Annotated in this window: 15 protein-coding genes; 8 read left to right on the forward strand and 7 right to left on the reverse strand. The window is 75.8% G+C overall.

The window, feature by feature from the left end; genetic code table 11:
* Positions 1-25: 25 nt before the first annotated feature.
* Together ACRB68_RS18960 and ACRB68_RS18965 are read right to left on the reverse strand one after the other, a co-directional pair.
* Positions 26-2,641 (reverse strand): AAA family ATPase, encoded by a 2,616-nt coding sequence (locus ACRB68_RS18960; RefSeq protein ID WP_153533951.1) that lies wholly within the window; start codon positions 2,639-2,641, stop codon positions 26-28.
* A 7-nt stretch (positions 2,642-2,648) separates the two neighbouring features.
* Positions 2,649-5,540: a BTAD domain-containing putative transcriptional regulator gene (locus tag ACRB68_RS18965; RefSeq protein WP_328594408.1), complete on the reverse strand. Its 2,892-nt coding sequence runs from the start codon at positions 5,538-5,540 to the stop codon at positions 2,649-2,651.
* Between the two features lie 87 nt (positions 5,541-5,627).
* Here ACRB68_RS18965 and ACRB68_RS18970 point away from each other — a divergent pair, with 87 nt between their 5' ends.
* Positions 5,628-6,512: an NAD(P)-dependent oxidoreductase gene (locus tag ACRB68_RS18970; RefSeq protein ID WP_153533955.1), complete on the forward strand. Its 885-nt coding sequence runs from the start codon at positions 5,628-5,630 to the stop codon at positions 6,510-6,512.
* Positions 6,513-6,526: 14 nt separating this feature from the next.
* On the opposite strand, the gene ACRB68_RS18975 is transcribed toward ACRB68_RS18970, so the two are convergent.
* Positions 6,527-7,345: an MBL fold metallo-hydrolase gene (locus ACRB68_RS18975; protein WP_153533957.1), complete on the reverse strand. Its 819-nt coding sequence runs from the start codon at positions 7,343-7,345 to the stop codon at positions 6,527-6,529.
* Positions 7,346-7,457: 112 nt separating this feature from the next.
* Between ACRB68_RS18975 and ACRB68_RS42515 the strand changes: the two genes are divergently transcribed.
* On the forward strand, positions 7,458-8,066 hold the full coding sequence (locus ACRB68_RS42515) for a helix-turn-helix domain-containing protein (RefSeq protein ID WP_207709731.1): 609 nt from the start codon (positions 7,458-7,460) through the stop codon (positions 8,064-8,066).
* A 21-nt stretch (positions 8,067-8,087) separates the two neighbouring features.
* Here ACRB68_RS42515 and ACRB68_RS18985 read toward each other — a convergent pair whose 3' ends face one another.
* Entirely contained in the window at positions 8,088-8,447 is a 360-nt protein-coding gene (locus tag ACRB68_RS18985; RefSeq protein WP_328594411.1) for a winged helix-turn-helix transcriptional regulator, read from the reverse strand.
* A gap of 94 nt (positions 8,448-8,541) precedes the next feature.
* Between ACRB68_RS18985 and ACRB68_RS18990 the strand changes: the two genes are divergently transcribed.
* On the forward strand, positions 8,542-9,189 hold the full coding sequence (locus ACRB68_RS18990) for an NAD(P)-dependent oxidoreductase (protein ID WP_153533959.1): 648 nt from the start codon (positions 8,542-8,544) through the stop codon (positions 9,187-9,189).
* A 39-nt stretch (positions 9,190-9,228) separates the two neighbouring features.
* On the opposite strand, the gene ACRB68_RS18995 is transcribed toward ACRB68_RS18990, so the two are convergent.
* A complete protein-coding gene (locus ACRB68_RS18995; RefSeq protein ID WP_153533961.1) occupies positions 9,229-9,672 on the reverse strand; it encodes a nitroreductase family deazaflavin-dependent oxidoreductase in 444 nt (147 codons plus the stop codon).
* A 119-nt stretch (positions 9,673-9,791) separates the two neighbouring features.
* On the opposite strand from ACRB68_RS18995, the gene ACRB68_RS19000 reads away from it, so the two are divergent.
* A complete protein-coding gene (locus ACRB68_RS19000; protein ID WP_153533963.1) occupies positions 9,792-10,484 on the forward strand; it encodes a TetR/AcrR family transcriptional regulator in 693 nt (230 codons plus the stop codon).
* 32 nt (positions 10,485-10,516) lie between these two features.
* On the forward strand, positions 10,517-11,197 hold the full coding sequence (locus ACRB68_RS19005) for a DUF5995 family protein (RefSeq protein WP_153533965.1): 681 nt from the start codon (positions 10,517-10,519) through the stop codon (positions 11,195-11,197).
* On the opposite strand, the gene ACRB68_RS19010 is transcribed toward ACRB68_RS19005, so the two are convergent.
* The gene (locus ACRB68_RS19010; protein ID WP_328594413.1) at positions 11,194-11,772 is read right to left on the reverse strand and encodes a TetR/AcrR family transcriptional regulator; all 579 of its coding nucleotides are present in this window, start codon (positions 11,770-11,772) and stop codon (positions 11,194-11,196) included. The two genes, ACRB68_RS19005 and ACRB68_RS19010, sit on opposite strands and share 4 nt — an antisense overlap.
* A gap of 72 nt (positions 11,773-11,844) precedes the next feature.
* On the opposite strand from ACRB68_RS19010, the gene ACRB68_RS19015 reads away from it, so the two are divergent.
* Both ACRB68_RS19015 and ACRB68_RS19020 read left to right on the forward strand, forming a co-directional pair.
* Positions 11,845-12,675: an enoyl-CoA hydratase/isomerase family protein gene (locus ACRB68_RS19015; protein ID WP_153533967.1), complete on the forward strand. Its 831-nt coding sequence runs from the start codon at positions 11,845-11,847 to the stop codon at positions 12,673-12,675.
* A 49-nt stretch (positions 12,676-12,724) separates the two neighbouring features.
* Complete coding sequence (locus ACRB68_RS19020; RefSeq protein ID WP_153533969.1) at positions 12,725-13,324, forward strand: dihydrofolate reductase family protein; 600 nt, start codon at positions 12,725-12,727, stop codon at positions 13,322-13,324.
* Here ACRB68_RS19020 and ACRB68_RS19025 read toward each other — a convergent pair.
* Positions 13,308-14,240 carry an AraC family transcriptional regulator gene (locus ACRB68_RS19025; protein WP_153533971.1) on the reverse strand — a complete coding sequence of 311 codons (933 nt, stop codon included), beginning with the start codon at positions 14,238-14,240 and terminating at the stop codon, positions 13,308-13,310. The genes ACRB68_RS19020 and ACRB68_RS19025 overlap by 17 nt on opposite strands.
* Before the next feature lie 128 nt (positions 14,241-14,368).
* Between ACRB68_RS19025 and ACRB68_RS19030 the strand changes: the two genes are divergently transcribed.
* Entirely contained in the window at positions 14,369-15,199 is an 831-nt protein-coding gene (locus ACRB68_RS19030) for an NmrA family NAD(P)-binding protein (protein ID WP_153533973.1), read from the forward strand.
* The last annotated feature ends 50 nt before the right edge of the window (positions 15,200-15,249 follow it).

Here is a 15,249-nt window from a genome sequence, read left to right on the forward strand (position 1 = left end):
CGCGGTACCGGGGCCATCCGTAGTCCTACTGGCCGCGTGCCGCCCAGTACCGGGCCAGCTCGGTACGGGAGGAGATGCCGAGCTTGGGATAGATCTTGTACAGGTGGTACTCGACGGTGCGCGGGCTGAGGAACAGCGTCGCGGCGACCTCCTTGCTGGACGCGCCGCCCGCGACCAGCCCGGCGATGCGCAGCTCCTGCGGCGTCAGCGCGGCGAGCGCGTCCGGAGCGGGCGCGGCGGCGGCCTCGCCTGCGGCGCGCAGTTCGGCCAAGGCACGGTCGGCCCAGGGAGCGGCGCCGATCCGCCCGAACGTCTCGGCCGCCGCGCGCAGCGGCGCGCGCGCGTCACCAGCACGGTGCGCGCGCCGCAGCCGCTCCCCGTAGAGGAGCGCGGTGCGGGCCTCGTCGAACGGCGATCCGGCGTGCAGCCGCAGCGCCTCCTCGTAGAGCGCTACGGCGTCGTCGCCGTCCGCGAGCAGGGCGCGGCAGCGGGACAGCAGCGCGCGCGCTTCAGACGTCGCGGCGTCGGACGTCCAGCCTTCGTAGGCGGACAGGGCCTCGCGGGCGGCATCCGTTTCGCCCGCGAAGACGGCGGCCTCGATCCGGTCGGGCGCGGACCGCCGCACCGACGCCGGATGCCCCGCGCCTGGACCAGCCGTGACCATCGAGGCGAACCGGGCGTGCGCCGCCGCGAACCGGCCGAGCGACAGGTCCAGCATCCCGAGCGCGTAGACCGCGACGCTGACGCGCAGCCCGACCCGGTGCGGGATCGCGATGGCGAGGGCCTCGCGCGCGTACTCGGCGCACTCCTCCTCGCGCCCCTGGATCGCCGCGACGGCGGCGAGATTGGCCAGGTGGGCGGCGGCGGAGTTGGTGTAGCCGGCCTCGCGGGCGAGCGCGAGGCCCTCCTCGGCGACGGCGGCGGCGAGCGCGAGGTTCCCGGCGATGCGCTCGCCCGTCGAGACGAACTCCAGCACGACGGGCAGCTGCCCGGCCGTCCCGGACACGCGCGCGATCCGGCCGGCGCGGACGGTGAGCGCGGCGGCCACGTCCGCCTCGCCGAGGTAGGACGCGGCGGTGGCCGCCCACAGCAGCTCGGCGGCGGTGGTCAGGCCGTCCGCCTGGGCGAGCGCCGCACGCAGCAGCGGGCCGCCGCGTGCGAGGTCGCCGCTCAGCGTCGCGCCGATGCCGGTGAGGACGTCCCGCAGGAACGGAGCCGGCGTCTTCTCGGCGCGGTGGCCGATGTCGACGAGCGCCGCGATGTCGCCGACGTGGCCCGCTGCCTCGGCCGCGTCGGCGAGCGCCCCGGCGTCCAGCAGGATGCGCTGGGCCTCGGCGGCGTCGCCGGAGTTCAGCTCGAACCGGCCGCGCAGCCGGGCCAGTTCGGCGAGCAGCTCGGGGTCCTCGGCCAGTTCCCGGGCGGCGGCCAGGCACGTCTCGGCCTGTCCGGGACGGCCGCCGAGCCACGCGGCGGTCGCGGCTGCGGCGAGGCGGCGCGCGCGCACGGCCGGGTCCGGAGTGAGGTCGGCGGCGCGGGTCCAGGCGGTCGCGGCGTCGGTGTGGCCGCCGCGTGCGTCGGCCCGCGCGGCGGCGTCGGCCAGCTCGTCCGCGACGGCGGCGTCCCGGCCGACGGTGGCGGCGGCGCGGTGCCGGGCCCGCCGGTCGGCGTCGCGGGCGGCCACCGCGAGCGCGGCGTGCGCGCGGCGGCGGTCGGCGGGGGTGTAGGCGGCGGACCGGATCAGCGGGTGCCGGAAACGCAGCGCCGGGCCGTCCACGGTGATCAGCCCGGCGGACTCGGCTGGGGACAGGTCGCCCGCGTCCGCGCCAAGCTCGCGGGCGGCGCGCAGGATCGTGTCCAGGTCGCCCTGGCCTTCGGCGGCGGCGACGAGCAGCAGTGCGCGGGTCGCCTCGGGCAGCCGCGCGAGCCGTTCGGCGAACAGCGCCCCGCCGACCGGCAGCGGGTCGGGCAGCGGCTCGCGCCCGGCGAGCTGCGCGGGGGACAGGACGCGCGCGGCCTCGGTGAGCGCCAGCGGGTTGCCGCCGGTCAGCTCCACCAGGCGGTCCCGCACCGGGGCCGAGGCGCCGGGCAGGAGGGTGCTCGCGCTCGCCGCGTCCAGGCCGGTGACGTGCAGCGACGGCAGGCCGCGGGTGGGCGCCGGGTCGCGGGTCGCGGCCAGCAGGGCGACGCGTTCGCCGCCGAGGCGGCGGGCCGCGAACAGCAGCGCGTCCGCCGAGGCCCGGTCGAACCACTGGAAATCGTCCAGCAGGCACAGCAGGACGCCGTCGCCCGCCGCCTCGGTGAGCAGCGACAGCACCCCGGCCGCGACGAGGAAGCGGGCGTCGGCGGTGCCGGGGGCGAGGCCGAGCGCGCCGCGCAGCGCGTCCCGCTGGGGGACGGGCAGGGCGTCCAGCAGGCCGGTGACCGGGTGCAGCAGCTGGTGCAGGGCGGCGAACGCCAGGCCCTGCTCGGGTTCGGCTCCGGTCGCGCGGAGCGTCCGGACGCCGTCGGCGGCGTCGGCGAGGAGCGCGGACTTGCCCGCGCCCGGTTCGCCGTGCAGGACGAGCGCGCCGCCCGCCCCCGCGCGGGCGCCCTCCAGCAGCGCCCCGATCGCGGCCTGTTCGTCCCCCCGACCTTGCAACATGCCTGGATTATCCCGCCAGGCGGGCCCTGATCCGATCGACGTCGCCGCGCTCACCGGGCGGCAGCGGCACCCCGGCCGCCGCCCGCAGCCCTTCCGCTTCGGCGAGTAGCCGGGTCGCCTCGGCATGCTCCCCGGCCAGCGAGCGCGCCCCGGCGAGGCCTTCCAGCGCGAGCGCGACGGCGCGCGGATCGCCGGTGCCGAGTGCGATGGCGTGCGCCTCGCGGTGCAGCGCCAGCGCCGCGGCGGCGTCGCCGCGCTGCTCGGCGACGAACCCCAGTTCGGTAAGCGCGAACGCGACGCCGGTGCCGCCGCCGATGCGGCGCAGCCAGCCGAGCACCGCGCGCAGGTGCGTCTCGGCGGCGCCCAGGTCGCCGCGCCGCCGGGCGACGAGGCCGAGCCCCACCTCGGCGAACTCCTGCGCCGACCGGGCCGCGTGCCGCACGGCCAGCCGGTGCGCCTGTTCGTGCAGGTCGCGGGCCTCGTCCAGGTCACCGGTGAGCAGCGCGACGCGGCCGAGCCCGGCGAGCGCGAACGCCTCCTCGGACTTCATGCCGAGCTCCCGGGCGAGGCGCAGGCAGTCGCGGCGCAGCGCGGCGGCCCGCGGGTAGTCGCCGGTGATCTCGGCGGCGCGGCCGAGGGCGTCGGTCGCCTCCAGCGTGCCCCAGGCGTCGCCGAGCTCGCCGAACAGCGCGCGGCTCTCGGCGGCGTCGCGCTCCATCGCGGCCAGGTCGCCGCGCACCACGGCCGTCTTGGCGCGGGTGGCGAGGGCGGCGGCGGTGCCCCAGCGGTCGCCCGCCGCGCGGAAGCCGGCGAGCGCCTCCTCGATCCGCGCCTCGTTGGCGGCCAGGTCCCCGTAAGGCCAGTGCGTGAAGCTGAGGAACCAGCGCGCCCAGGGGCGGTCGTCGCGGGCGAGCGCGGCGAGCCGCAGCTCCTCGGAGTCGCTGCCCTCGCCGGACAGCATGGTGAACGCGGTGTGCCAGGTGAACGCCTGCGGGACCGCGGCGGTGGCGCGGCGGGCCTCACCGGCCCGGCCGCGCAGGAACCAGTACCAGGACAGGGCGTCGACGAGCCGCGGCGCGTACTCGCCGACAGCGAGCGCGGCGCGCAGGTTCGCGGCCTCGGCGTCGAGCCGCGCCAGCCAGGCGACCTGTTCGGGACCGCGCAGCAGCGGGTCGGCGCGTTCGGCGAGCCCGGTGTAGTAGCGGGCGTGCCGGCGGCGGGCCTCGTCCTCCTCGCCGGCCTCGCGCAGCCGCTCCAGGGCGTAGGCGGCGACCGACTCCAGCAGCCGGTACCGGTCGCCGGTCCGCACCACCAGCGACCGGTCGACGAGCCGCGCCAGCACCCCGGCGGGCCCGCAGGTCGCCTCGGCGGCCTCCAGTGTGCAGCCGTCCGCGTGCACCGCGAGGCGGCGCAGCGCGGCGCGCTCCTCCTCCGGCAGCGGCTCCCAGCTCCAGTCGATCACGGCGCGGAGCGTGCGCTGCCGGGCCGGGCCGCCGCGCCGCCCGCCGTCCAGCACGCCGAACCGGTCGTCCAGCCGCTCGGCGAGCCCACGCACGCCGAACGCGGGGACGCGGGTGGCGGCCAGCTCCAGCGCGAGCGGCAGGTTGTCCAGCCGCTTGCAGATCGTGGCGATCCACGGCTCGGACTCGGCATCGGGTATCAGGCCGGGGGCGCGCGCGGCGAACAGCGCCGCCGCGTCGTCCGGTGCGAGCGGCGGCACCGCCAGCACCCGCTCGCCGGGGACGCCGAGCGGTTCGCGGCTCGTGGCGAGCACACGCAGGCCGGGCGCGGCGGCGAGCAGCCGCGCGGCCAGCTCAGCGACCGGCTCGGCCACGTGTTCGCAGTTGTCCAGCACGAGCAGCAGCCGCCGGGGGCGCAGCGCGTCGGCCAGGCCGGCGGGGGACTGGTCGCGGACGCCGAGCGTCCCGGCGACCAGTTCGGCGAGTTCGTCGCGGGGGCGGGCCGCCGCCAGCTCCACCAGCCACACGTCCTCAGGGTGTGCGGCGGCGGCCTCCAGCGCCAGCCGCGTCTTGCCGACGCCGCCGGGCCCGGTCAACGTCACCAGCCGCGCCGCCGCGAGCAGCGCGCCGGTCTCGCGGACCGCCGCGTCGCGGCCGACCAGGCGGGTGAGCGGGGCGGGCAGGTTCGAGCGGCGCGGCGTGAGCGCCGGGTCCTGCCGCAGGATCGCCTGGTGCAACGCGGCCAGCTCGGGCCCGGGATCCGCGCCCAATACTTCGCTGAGGCGAACTCGTAGGTCGTCATAACCGGCGAGGGCCTCGCCCTGCCGCCCGGCCCGGTACAGCGCGCGCAGGTGGACGGCGCGCAGCCGCTCGCGCAGCGGATGCTCCGCGACCGCCTCGGCGAGCTCGTCGGCGAGCGCCGCGTGCTCACCGAGCGCGAGCCGCGCCTCGGCGTGCTCCTCCACGGCGGTGAGGCGCAGCTCGTCCAAGCGGGCGACGGCGGGTCGGGCGAACTCCTCGTCGGCGAAGCCCGCGAACGCCGGTCCGCGCCACAGCGCGAGGGCATCGGAGAGCAGACCGGCCTTCGCCTGCGGGTCGTCCACCGCGCGCGCCTGCTCGACGAGCGCGGCGAACCGGACGGCGTCCACTTCGCCCTCGACCGCGTAGCCGGGCGGCCGGGTCACCACTCGCGCGCGCCCGCCCGGCTCGGCGTCCTCCAGCGCGCGGCGCAGCTGCGACACCCGCGCCTGGAGCGTGCCGGCCGGGTCGCGCGGCGGCCGCTCCGGCCACAGGGCGTCGATCAGCCGGTCGGCGGACACGGCCTGGCCGGGGCGGGTCAGCAAGGCGGCGAGCAGCGTGCGGACCTTGGCGTCGGGGACGCGCACCGCGGTCCCGTCGCCGGACCACACCGCGAGCGGACCCAGCACCCCGAAACGCACCTGATCAGCGTAGCCGTAGCGGACCCGAAGCCGTCCCGAAGCGCCCCGGACCAAGGTGGAGCACGCAACCCACCCGAAGGAGAGCAGATGCCCGCCAAGTCCCCGGTCACCGTCGTCGGCCTCGGCCCGATGGGCGCCACGATGGCCGCCGCCTTCCTGGCCGCCGGCCACCCCATCACCGTCTGGAACCGCACCGCGGCCAAGGCCGCCCCGCTCGCCGCGAAGGGCGCGGCGCTCGCCGCCACCCCGGCCGACGCCCTCGCCGCCGCCGAGCTGGTCGTCATCAGCCAGACCCACTACCAGGCCATGTACGACTCGCTCGGCGGATCCGAGGCCGCGCTGAAGGGCCGCACGCTGGTCAACCTCAGCTCCGGCAGTCCCACCGAGCTGCGCGCCGCCGCCGACTGGGCGGCCGGGCACGGCGCCGTGCTGCTCACCGGCGGGATCATGGTGCCGCCGCCCGGCATCGGCACGCCCGGCGCCTACGTCCACTACAGCGGCCCGCGCGACGCCCTGGACCGGCACCGCGCGACGCTGGAGGTCCTCGGCCGCGCCGACCACCAGGGCGACGACCCGGGCCTGGCGATGCTGTTCTACCAGGCCGAGCTGTACCTGTTCTGGTCCACGCTGGCCGCCTACATGCACGCGGTCGCGCTGGTCGGCTCCGCCGGGGTCCCGGCGTCGCGGCTGCTGCCGTACGCCGCCGGGAACACCGCCGCGCTCGCCGGGGACGGCCCGATGGGCTTCCTGAAGATCCTCACCGCCGAGATCGAGGCCGGCGCCTACCCCGGCGGCGAGAACAGCCTGCTGATGCAGAAGACCGGCGCCGAGCACCTGGTGCACGCCGCCGCCGACGCCGGCATCGACACCCGCGGCCCGGCCGCGCTGCGCGACCTGTTCCAGCGCGCGGTCGACGCCGGGCACGGCGCGGACGGGCTGTCCAGCGTCATCGAGGCCGTCCGCAACCCCTGACCCGGCGGGCTCGGTCAGCCGATCGGCGGGGCGAGGTAGTCCAGCGCGTAACCGTCGCCGGAGGGGGTCACGCGGGCGATGCCGGGTGAGTCCAGGTGGGCGCCGGCCACGAAGTGGTGCGGCCGGGTCAGCCGTTCGAGGAGCGCCGCCCGCGCGGCACGGGCCTGGGGCTGGTCGCCGTCGAGCTCCCAGGACACGTTCGGCCGGCCGAACTGGAGCGTGGGGACGTGCACGGTGTCGCCCCAGGCCAGCAGGTGGCCGGTGCCGCTCCTGACGTCGTAGACGGTGTGGCCGGGCGTGTGGCCCGGTGTCGGGACCGCGGTGATCCAGTCGTTGATCGCGACCTCGTCCGACACGGGCACGACCCGGTCGCGGATCGGCTCGAGCCGCCCGGTGAACACCGAGGCGTCGCCCGCGCCGATCCACACGCGCTCGAGTCCGGTGAACGCCTCGGCGCCGTCCGGCGTGATCAGGCCGCTCACGTGGTCCTCGTGCCGGTGGGTGATGGCCGCGTCGGTGACGCGCGCGCGGTCGATCCCCGCCTCGTCCAGCGCGTCGTAGATCAGTCCCATGGTGGGGTCGTGCCAGACGTCGGACGCGCCGGTGTCGATGAGGACCGACCGCGTGCCGTCGGTGACGAAGAAGGCGTTGACCGACAGCCGCAGGTTGTCGCCGGCCAGCGGGACGGCGGCCGGCAGCTCGCCGAGCGCGTCCCCGTCCTCGTCGCGGAGCCGCGTCGGCGGCATGTCGATGTACCCGTCCCGCAACGAGACCACCTGCAGTTCGCCGAATTCGAACGTGGCATGGAGCCGGCCACTCGAGACCAGACGCATGGAACCCCCCTCGTGTCGAGCGCGCGGCGCTCGTCTTCAATAGAAGACATCATCTTCTTTAGAAGAAACCCTACACTGTGGCCGGCGAGGTATCCATCGATCGGGGAGCACGGTGGCCCAGCAGGACGAGAACGCGGCCGAGCCGCGGCACGGCGACGACCCGGCCGGCGCGTTCGGCGGTAACGTGCGGCGGCGCCGCGAGGAGGCGGGCCTGACGCTGGAGCAGTTGTCCACGCGGTCGTCGGTCAGCCGGGCGATGCTGTCCAAGGTCGAACGCGGCGAGAAGAGCCCGACGATCGGCGTGGCGTCCAGGATCGCCCACGCGCTCGACGCGCCGCTCTCGGACCTGATCGGCGCGTCGGCCGCCGCCGCGTCCGGCGCGGCCGTCGTCATGCGCAAGGACGAGCGCCCCGTCTTCCGCGACCCGGAGACCGGCTTCGAGCGGCACATGGTGTCGGCGGCCCCGGGCGCGGGAGGGGCCGAGATGATCGCCCACTACCTCCCCGCGCAGGTCTCCACCGGCCTGCTGCCCGCCTATCCGCCCGGCACGGAGAAGCAGATCGTGGTGCTCGACGGCACCCTCACCGTCATGATCGGCGGGATCAGCGAGGCCCTGGACGCGGGCGACTCCCTGTTCTTCCAGGCCCACACCGACCACGGCTTCGCCAACCGGACGAACGCCCCCTGCGAATACATCATGGTCATCACCCGCAGAACCTGACGGGAGCCGGGCCGTCCGGCGTCAGCGAGACCGGCCGGACTCCTCGCGGGCGTCCAGCAGCTCGTCCCAGTGCTCCTCGGCCCAGGCGCACGCCTCGTTGATCGGGCCGAGCATGCTGCGGCCGAGCGGCGTCAGCGCGTACTCCACCTGCCGGCCGTGCTCGGCGCGCGAGACGAACCCGTCGCGCTGCAGGTTGCGCAGCGTCGTGGTGAGGACCTTGGCGGTGACGCCGCGCAGCGGCACCCGCAGTTCGGAGAACCGCCGCGGCCCGTCCTCCAGGCAGCGGATGACCAGCGGGGTCCACTTGTCGCCGAACCGGAACGGCGACAGCGTGGACGGGCAGACCGGGTCGAACATGTCGGGATCCAGAGGAGCGCGCACAGGGCCAAGGTATCCGAGAGGAAACCACCCCCTTCAGTAGCTTTCGGGCACCGGCCGGTCAGCGGGACCGGCCGGGTTCCGGAAGGGGACCACCATGGCCAGGATCATCGTTTTCGGAGCGGGCGGCCGGGGCGGCCGCGCGGTCGCCGCCGAGGCGCGCCGCCGGGGGCACGAGGTCACCGCGGTCGTCCGCGACCCGGCCGCGCACCCCGGCCTGGACGCGGTCGCGGGCGACGTCACCGACCCGGCGTCGGTCGCCGCGCTCGCCGCCGGGCACGACGCCGCGGTCAACTCCACCTACAGCCCCGGTGCCGACCCCGCCGAGTTCTTCGCCGCCGCATCGAACGCCCTGGCCGAGGGGCTGCCGTCCGGCGTCCGGCTGGTGTCGGTGGGGCTCGCGTCGGTCCTGCCGGACGCGTCCGGGACGCCCCTCATGGACACCCCCGGCTACCCGCAGGAGTACCGCGGCTTCTTCCTCGGCCACGCCGCCGGGAACGACGCGCTGCGCGCCGCGCCGGCCGGGCTGGACTGGGTGGTGCTGAGCCCGTCCGGCGACTTCGACCACAGTGCCTCCGACCACAGTGCCTCCGACCACGAGGGCTCGCGCACCGGCTCCTACCGGGTCGCGCCGGCCGACCCCGAGAGCCGCATCTCCTACGCCGACTTCGCGATCGCCGTCCTGGATGAGATCGAGCGGCCGCGCCACCACCGCGTCCACATCGGCGTCGAGGAGGCCCGCTGACCGACGGCCCGGACCCGCTCGCGCCGGGGCGGCGCGGTTCTAGGAGATCTTGAAGACGGGGACGCCGGGGGCCAGCTCGGCCAGGCGGGCGTCGTCGGCGTCCTTGATCGGGCCGTCGAAGAAGCGGGCGACCTCCCAGCCCCAGCGCTTGAAGTAGGCGCGCAGCAGCGGGTTCTTCCGGTCGTCGGCCAGCTCGGTGGCGGTGAACTCCTCGGTGCGGCGGCCGAGCCGCAGCTCGCCGCCGCCCGCGGCGCGCATGTTGCGCACCCACTGGGTGTGGCCGCGCGGCGCGACCAGGTAGCGCTCGCCCTCGAAGGTGAGCAGGTTGACGGGGGTGGTGCGCCACTCGCCGCTGGTGCGGCCCCGGACGGCCAGCAGCCGGCTGCCGAGGAGGCTGACGCCGCGGCGGGTCAGCCAGGCGACGGCCTTGTTGAAGTAGATCTCCATGCCGGCGCCCTGGATGTTGCGGGTGGTGGCGTCCATCTCGGCTCCCTTTGTGAGCAGTGCTCTCGTTTGAGATCAGTGTGCACGATCCGGGCCGGGCGTGCAAGAGCACTGCTCTCTAATTTGTTCAGCGCTCTCTGGGATGGCAGACTGCGGGCATGAGCGCGAGCCGGACGGCACGGGAGCGGGCCAGGGCGGAACTCACCGCCGAGATCAAGCGGGAGGCGCGGCGGCAGCTCGCCGCCGCCGGGGCGCAGGGCCTGTCGCTGCGCGCGGTCGCCCGCGAGCTCGGCATGGTCTCCTCGGCCCTGTACCGCTACTTCGCGAGCAGGGACGAGCTGCTCACCGCCCTGATCATCGACGCCTACGACGCGGTCGGCGCGGCGGTGGAGGCGGCCGAGCGGGCGGCCGGCCCGGGATACCGGGAGCGGTGGCGCGCGGCGTGCGGCGCGGTCCGGGCGTGGGCCGTCGCGCACCCGCACGAGTACGCCCTGGTCTACGGGTCGCCGGTGCCCGGCTACGCCGCGCCCGAGACGACGCTCGTGCCCGCCGCCCGCGTCCCGCTGGTGCTGTTCGGCGTCGTCGGCGACGCCTGGCGGGCGGGCGACCTGCCGGCGCCCGCGGACGATCTGGCGGCGGAGCTGGACGGCCAGGCCGCGCGGGTCGCCGCGGCCGTCGCGGAGGGCCTGCCCGGCCCGCTGGTCGTGCGCGTCGCGATCGCCTGGACGCAGCTGTTCGGCACGGTCGGTTTCGAGCTCTTCGGGCATCTGGCCGGCACCCTGGACCCGGCCGGGCCGTTCTTCGAGCACGCGGCCGAGCGGATGGCCGACCTCGTCGGCCTGCCTGCCTGACCAGCACCGGTGCGGCGTTCTAGGCTGGGGTCATGGGCGCGATCGCGGACGTCGTCGACCGGATGCGGGAGATCGACCGGGAGCTGGACCCCCGGGACGGAGTCGCCTGCTTCAACCGCGTCTATCTCCGCGTCACCGAGCTGGTCGCCGCGCGGCTCACCGAGGGGTTCTTCGAGGACGGCCGGTTCGTCGAGCGGCTGGACGAGCTGTTCGCCGGCCTGTACTTCGCCAACGTGGCCGACGGCGGCGCCGACCCGTCTTGGCGCCCGTTGTTCCAGGCCCGCGACGACCACGCCGTCTGGTCGCTGCAGTTCGTGCTGGCCGGCATCAACGCCCACGTCAATCACGACCTGGCGCTCGCGGTGGTCGCGGCCTGCGCCGAGCGCGGCGTCGAGCCGGGCACCCGGCCGGTGCACGCCGACTTCCTGCGCGTCAACGAGCTGCTCGCGCAGGTCGAGGCGCAGGCGCGCGGCGAGGTGGAGCCCGAGCTGCTGAAGTTCGCCACCAAGGAGGCCGAGGCGCTGAAGCACATCGTGGGCAGCTTCAGCATCGCGCGCGCCCGCGACATGGCCTGGTGCACGGTGGAGGCGCTCTGGCCGCAGCGCGAGATCCACCGCCTCTACGACACCTCGGTGGCGATCCTGGCGCAGACGGTCGGGCTGACCGGGCGGCTGCTGGTCACGCCCGTCATCCCGGCGAGCGCCTTCGACTAAGGGGTCAGCACGCGGCGCGCGGCGTCGCCGAGCAGCGCGACCTGCTCGGCGGACGGCTCGGGCACCTGGCCCGTCAGCCACATCCGGCACAGTTCCTGCGCGGGCCCGAGCCAGAGGACGAACGCCGTCGTCAGGTCGAGCGGCCGCAGCGCGCCGTGGTGCCGCTGGACCCGCCACCACGCCAGCACCTCGCCGAAGAAGGCGCGGTTCTGCTCGGCGAGGGCGGCGGCGCCGGGGTCGTCCTCGCGCGGCCGCCGTTCGGTGAACAGGAACCGGGCGTGCTCGCGCTCGCGCGCGCACCAGGCGACGTGGAAGGCCACGATCGCCGCGACCGCCTCGCCCGGGTCGGGGTGGCGGCGCAGCTCGGCGGTGAACTCGCGCTGGTAGCGGCCGAGCGACGCGGCGAACAGCGCCGCGACCACCTCCTCCTTGCTCTGGAAGTGGTGGTAGAAGCTGCCGACGCTGACCCCGGCCTCCTTGCGGAGCGCGGTGAGCGTGGTCGCGGCCGCGCCGTCCCGGCCGAAGCAGGTGAGCGCGGCGCGCAGGATCCGGTCCTGCCCCGAGTCGCCGTCCACGGAACCGGATTATGCCCTTGCAGAACTCTACTCGTTGGTAACAGAATAAAGTTCTATCGCTGAGGAGGCCCCATGTCCTATGCCGAGATCGCCGCGCAGGCCCGCGCCGACACCCGCACGCTGGTCCGGGTCGAGCGCCGCCCCGGCCACGCCGTGGTCACCATGTCCGACCCCGGCAAGCTCAACATGCTGAGCGCCGCGATGACCGTCCAACTGCAGGACGCCCTCGCCGAGCTGACCGCCGATCCCGAGGTGCGCGCGATCGTACTGACCGGCGCCGACCCCGGCTTCAACGCGGGCGGCGACCTGAGCCTCATGGCGGACACGGTGCGGCGCCTCGCCGACCCCGCCGACGAGGAGGGCGCCACCATGCCGTGGCGCTGGATCCGGTACCAGTTCGGTGGCTGCGTCCGGCTGATCGCGGGCAGCGACACCCTGGTGGTGTCGGCGCTGAACGGCGCCGCCGCCGGCGTCGGGCTGGCGCTGGCGTTCGCCTCCGACCTGGTCGTGGCGTCCGAGCGGGCCGTGATCGTGCCCGCGTTCGGCCGGCTCGGGCTGCTGCCCGAGGTCGGCACGAGTTGGCACCTGACGCACCGGCTCGGCTACCAGCGGGCCGTCCAGTACTACCTGTCGGGCGAGCACATCGACGCCGCCAAGGCGCTGGAGTACGGCCTGGTCAACGAGGTCGTCCCGCACGAGGAGCTGCTTGCGCGCGCGCTGTGGTGGTGCGAGCGCGCGCTGGCGACGCCCGAGCACGCGCAGCTCATGGCCGTCCCGCTCCTACGCCAGGCCGCGTCGATGACGTGGGAGCAGGCCCTGGTCATGGAGGAGTTCGCCGAGCCGAACTGCTTCACCACCAAGGACTTCGCCCGCTCGGTCGACGCCATGCTCGGCCGGCGATGAGTTCGGCGGCCCGCCGGGGTCTGCACCTCCGACGAGAGGAGCGGCAACCATGGGCAAGGTCATCACCGCCGCGAGCATGTCCCTGGACGGCTACATCGCCGGCCCGGACGAGTCGGGCTTCGACCGCCTGTTCGCCTGGTACGGCAACGGCGACCAGGTCGTCGAGACCGCCCATCCGGAGCTGACCTGGCACATGACCAAGGCGAGCGCCGAGCTGCTGCGGCGCGACATCGCGGCGCTCGGCGCGTTCGTCGTCGGCCGCCGGCTGTTCGACCTCACCGGCGGCTGGGGCGGCAGCCACCCCTTCGACCGCCCCGTCGTCGTGGTGTCGCACAGCGTCCCGGACGGCTGGCCGCGCCCGGACGCGCCGTTCACCTTCGTCTCCGACATCGGCGCGGCCGTCGCGCGGGCCCGGGAGCTGGCCGGCGGCCGCGACGTCGGCGTGAACGGCGGCACGATCGCCCGCCAGTGCCTGGCCGCGGGCCTGCTCGACGAGATCTGGGTCGCGCTCGTCCCGCTCCTGCTGGGCGGCGGCACGCCCTTCTTCGACCACGTCGCGAACGCCCCGGTCGACCTGGACGGCCCCTTCGAGATCGTGCCGGACCAGGGCGTCACCCACCTGAGGTACCGCGTCACCGCCCGGCCGTAGCCGCCTCGGCGGGGCGGCGGTAGCGGCCCGGGGGAGTGCCGTACGCGCGCTTGAACGCCTTGGCGAACGCGAACTCCGAGGCGTAGCCGACGCGCCTCGCCACGACGGCGATGGGGTCGTCGGTCTCGCGGAGCAGCCGCCCGGCCGTGGTCATCCGCCACCGCGTCAGGTAGGTCAGCGGCGGCTCGCCGACCAGCGCGGTGAACCGCTGCGCGAACACCGAGCGCGACAGGCCGCCGCGCGCGGCGAGCTCCTCCACCGTCCAGGGGCGGTCCGGCTCGTCGTGGACGCACTGCAGGGCGCGGCCGACCGCCGGGTCGGCCAGCGCCCGCGCCCAGCCCGCGGCGGGCGCCTGCTCGTCCGCCCAGGCGCGCAGGATGTACAGCAGCATCCCGTCGATGAGGGCGGGGACGATCCCGTCGCCGCCGGGGCGCTCGCGGTCGAGCTCGGCGGAGAGCAGGGCCACCAGGCCGGTCAGCTCGGGGTGCCGGCCGGGCCGGGCCGGCAGGTGGACGATTTCCGGCAGCGCGTTCAGCAGCGGGTGCGGGCGGGCGCGGTCGAGCTGGTAGGCGCCGCAGAGCAGCACCGAGCGCGCGCCGGGGCCGTCGATGCGGAACCGCCCGATCGGCGACGACGGCGCGGACCGGCTGGGCGCGAAGGGCGTCAGCGGGGTGGCCGGGGCGTCGGCGAGGGCGTGGGCGCTGCCCGTCCGCAGCAGGACGATGTCGCCCGGCCCGAGCGCCAGCGGCTCGCCCGGCGCTTCGGGCAGCAGCCAGCAGGTGCCCTGGAGCACGACGTGGAAGGCGCTGCCGGTGATCGCCGGGAAGTCCAGCCCCCACGGCGCCCGCGCCACGGTGCGCGCCGCGCGGGGCCGGCCGGTGCGCATGGCGGCGAGCACGTCGGAGAGCACGTCCATGGCCCAGATCCTATATCCGCACACCTGGATACCAGGACGATCAGACATGGAATGCGGACGATCTGCCATTCATCATCCTCCGCGCCCTGCCTAGGTTGATCACGTACCGACCGAACCGGAGGAGAACGATGAACACCGTGGTGATCGGAGCGACCGGCAAGACCGGGCGGCCCGTCGTGGAGGCCCTGGCAGCGCGCGGCGTGCGGGCCCGCGCGGCGAGCCGCCACCCGGCCGGCCCGGACGGGGTCCGTTTCGACTGGGCGGACCGCGCCACCTGGGAGCCCGCGCTGCGCGGCGCGGAGGCCCTGTACCTGGTCGGCCCCTACGCCCTGCCGGACGGCGCCGGGCTGCCCGGCGAGCTGCTGGCCGCCGCGCCGGGGGTGCGCCGGGTCGTCCTGCTCTCGGCGCTCGGCGCCGATGTGGCCGGGGACGAGCTGCTGATGGCGGGCTGGGAGGCGGACGTGCGCGCCTCGGGCCGGGAGTGGACCGTCCTGCGGCCGAACTGGTTCCTGCAGAACTTCGACGAGGGCGCCTTCGCCGGGCTCCTCCGCGAGACCGGCACGCTGGCGCTCCCGGCGGACGACGCCCCGGTGGCGTTCGTCGACACCCGCGACGTCGGCGAGGTGGCGGCCGCCGCGCTCACCGAGGACGGCCACGGCGGGCGGACCTACGTCCTGTCCGGCCCCGAGGCGCTGACCCACGCCGCGGTCGCCGAGTCCCTGGGCGCGGCGGCGGGGCGGGACGTCCGCTATGTCCCGATCGACGAGGAGCAGCACGCCGCGGCGCTGCGCGCGGCGGGCGCGGACGAGGGCACGGTCGCCGGGATGCGGGCCCTGTTCCGGATGGTCCGCGACGGGGTCTTCGCGCCGGTGACCGGCACCGTCGAGCAGGTCACCGGGCGCCCGCCCCGCTCCCTGAAGGCCTACGCCGAGGAGCGCGCCGCCGCCTGGCGCCCCTGACGGGATTGGGCCTGGCGTCCCCCCGCTCCATGCTCTACAACTTGTAGTAC

The sequence above is a fragment of the Actinomadura macrotermitis genome (assembly GCF_009604375.1).
GTDB lineage: Bacteria > Actinomycetota > Actinomycetes > Streptosporangiales > Streptosporangiaceae > Spirillospora > Spirillospora macrotermitis.

Bases quoted from the DNA above. Each gene is read 5' to 3' on its own strand.
- ACRB68_RS19005 (WP_153533965.1), top strand. From the start codon at position 10,517: ATGGGCGCGATCGCGGACGTCGTCGACCGGATGCGGGAGATCGACCGG.
- ACRB68_RS18960 (WP_153533951.1), bottom strand. From the start codon at position 2,641: ATGTTGCAAGGTCGGGGGGACGAACAGGCCGCGATCGGGGCGCTGCTG.
- ACRB68_RS18995 (WP_153533961.1), bottom strand. From the start codon at position 9,672: ATGGACGCCACCACCCGCAACATCCAGGGCGCCGGCATGGAGATCTAC.
- ACRB68_RS18975 (WP_153533957.1), bottom strand. From the start codon at position 7,345: ATGCGTCTGGTCTCGAGTGGCCGGCTCCATGCCACGTTCGAATTCGGC.
- ACRB68_RS19015 (WP_153533967.1), top strand. From the start codon at position 11,845: ATGTCCTATGCCGAGATCGCCGCGCAGGCCCGCGCCGACACCCGCACG.
- ACRB68_RS18970 (WP_153533955.1), top strand. From the start codon at position 5,628: ATGCCCGCCAAGTCCCCGGTCACCGTCGTCGGCCTCGGCCCGATGGGC.
- ACRB68_RS19020 (WP_153533969.1), top strand. From the start codon at position 12,725: ATGGGCAAGGTCATCACCGCCGCGAGCATGTCCCTGGACGGCTACATC.
- ACRB68_RS19000 (WP_153533963.1), top strand. From the start codon at position 9,792: ATGAGCGCGAGCCGGACGGCACGGGAGCGGGCCAGGGCGGAACTCACC.
- ACRB68_RS18990 (WP_153533959.1), top strand. From the start codon at position 8,542: ATGGCCAGGATCATCGTTTTCGGAGCGGGCGGCCGGGGCGGCCGCGCG.
- ACRB68_RS19030 (WP_153533973.1), top strand. From the start codon at position 14,369: ATGAACACCGTGGTGATCGGAGCGACCGGCAAGACCGGGCGGCCCGTC.
- ACRB68_RS19025 (WP_153533971.1), bottom strand. From the start codon at position 14,240: ATGGACGTGCTCTCCGACGTGCTCGCCGCCATGCGCACCGGCCGGCCC.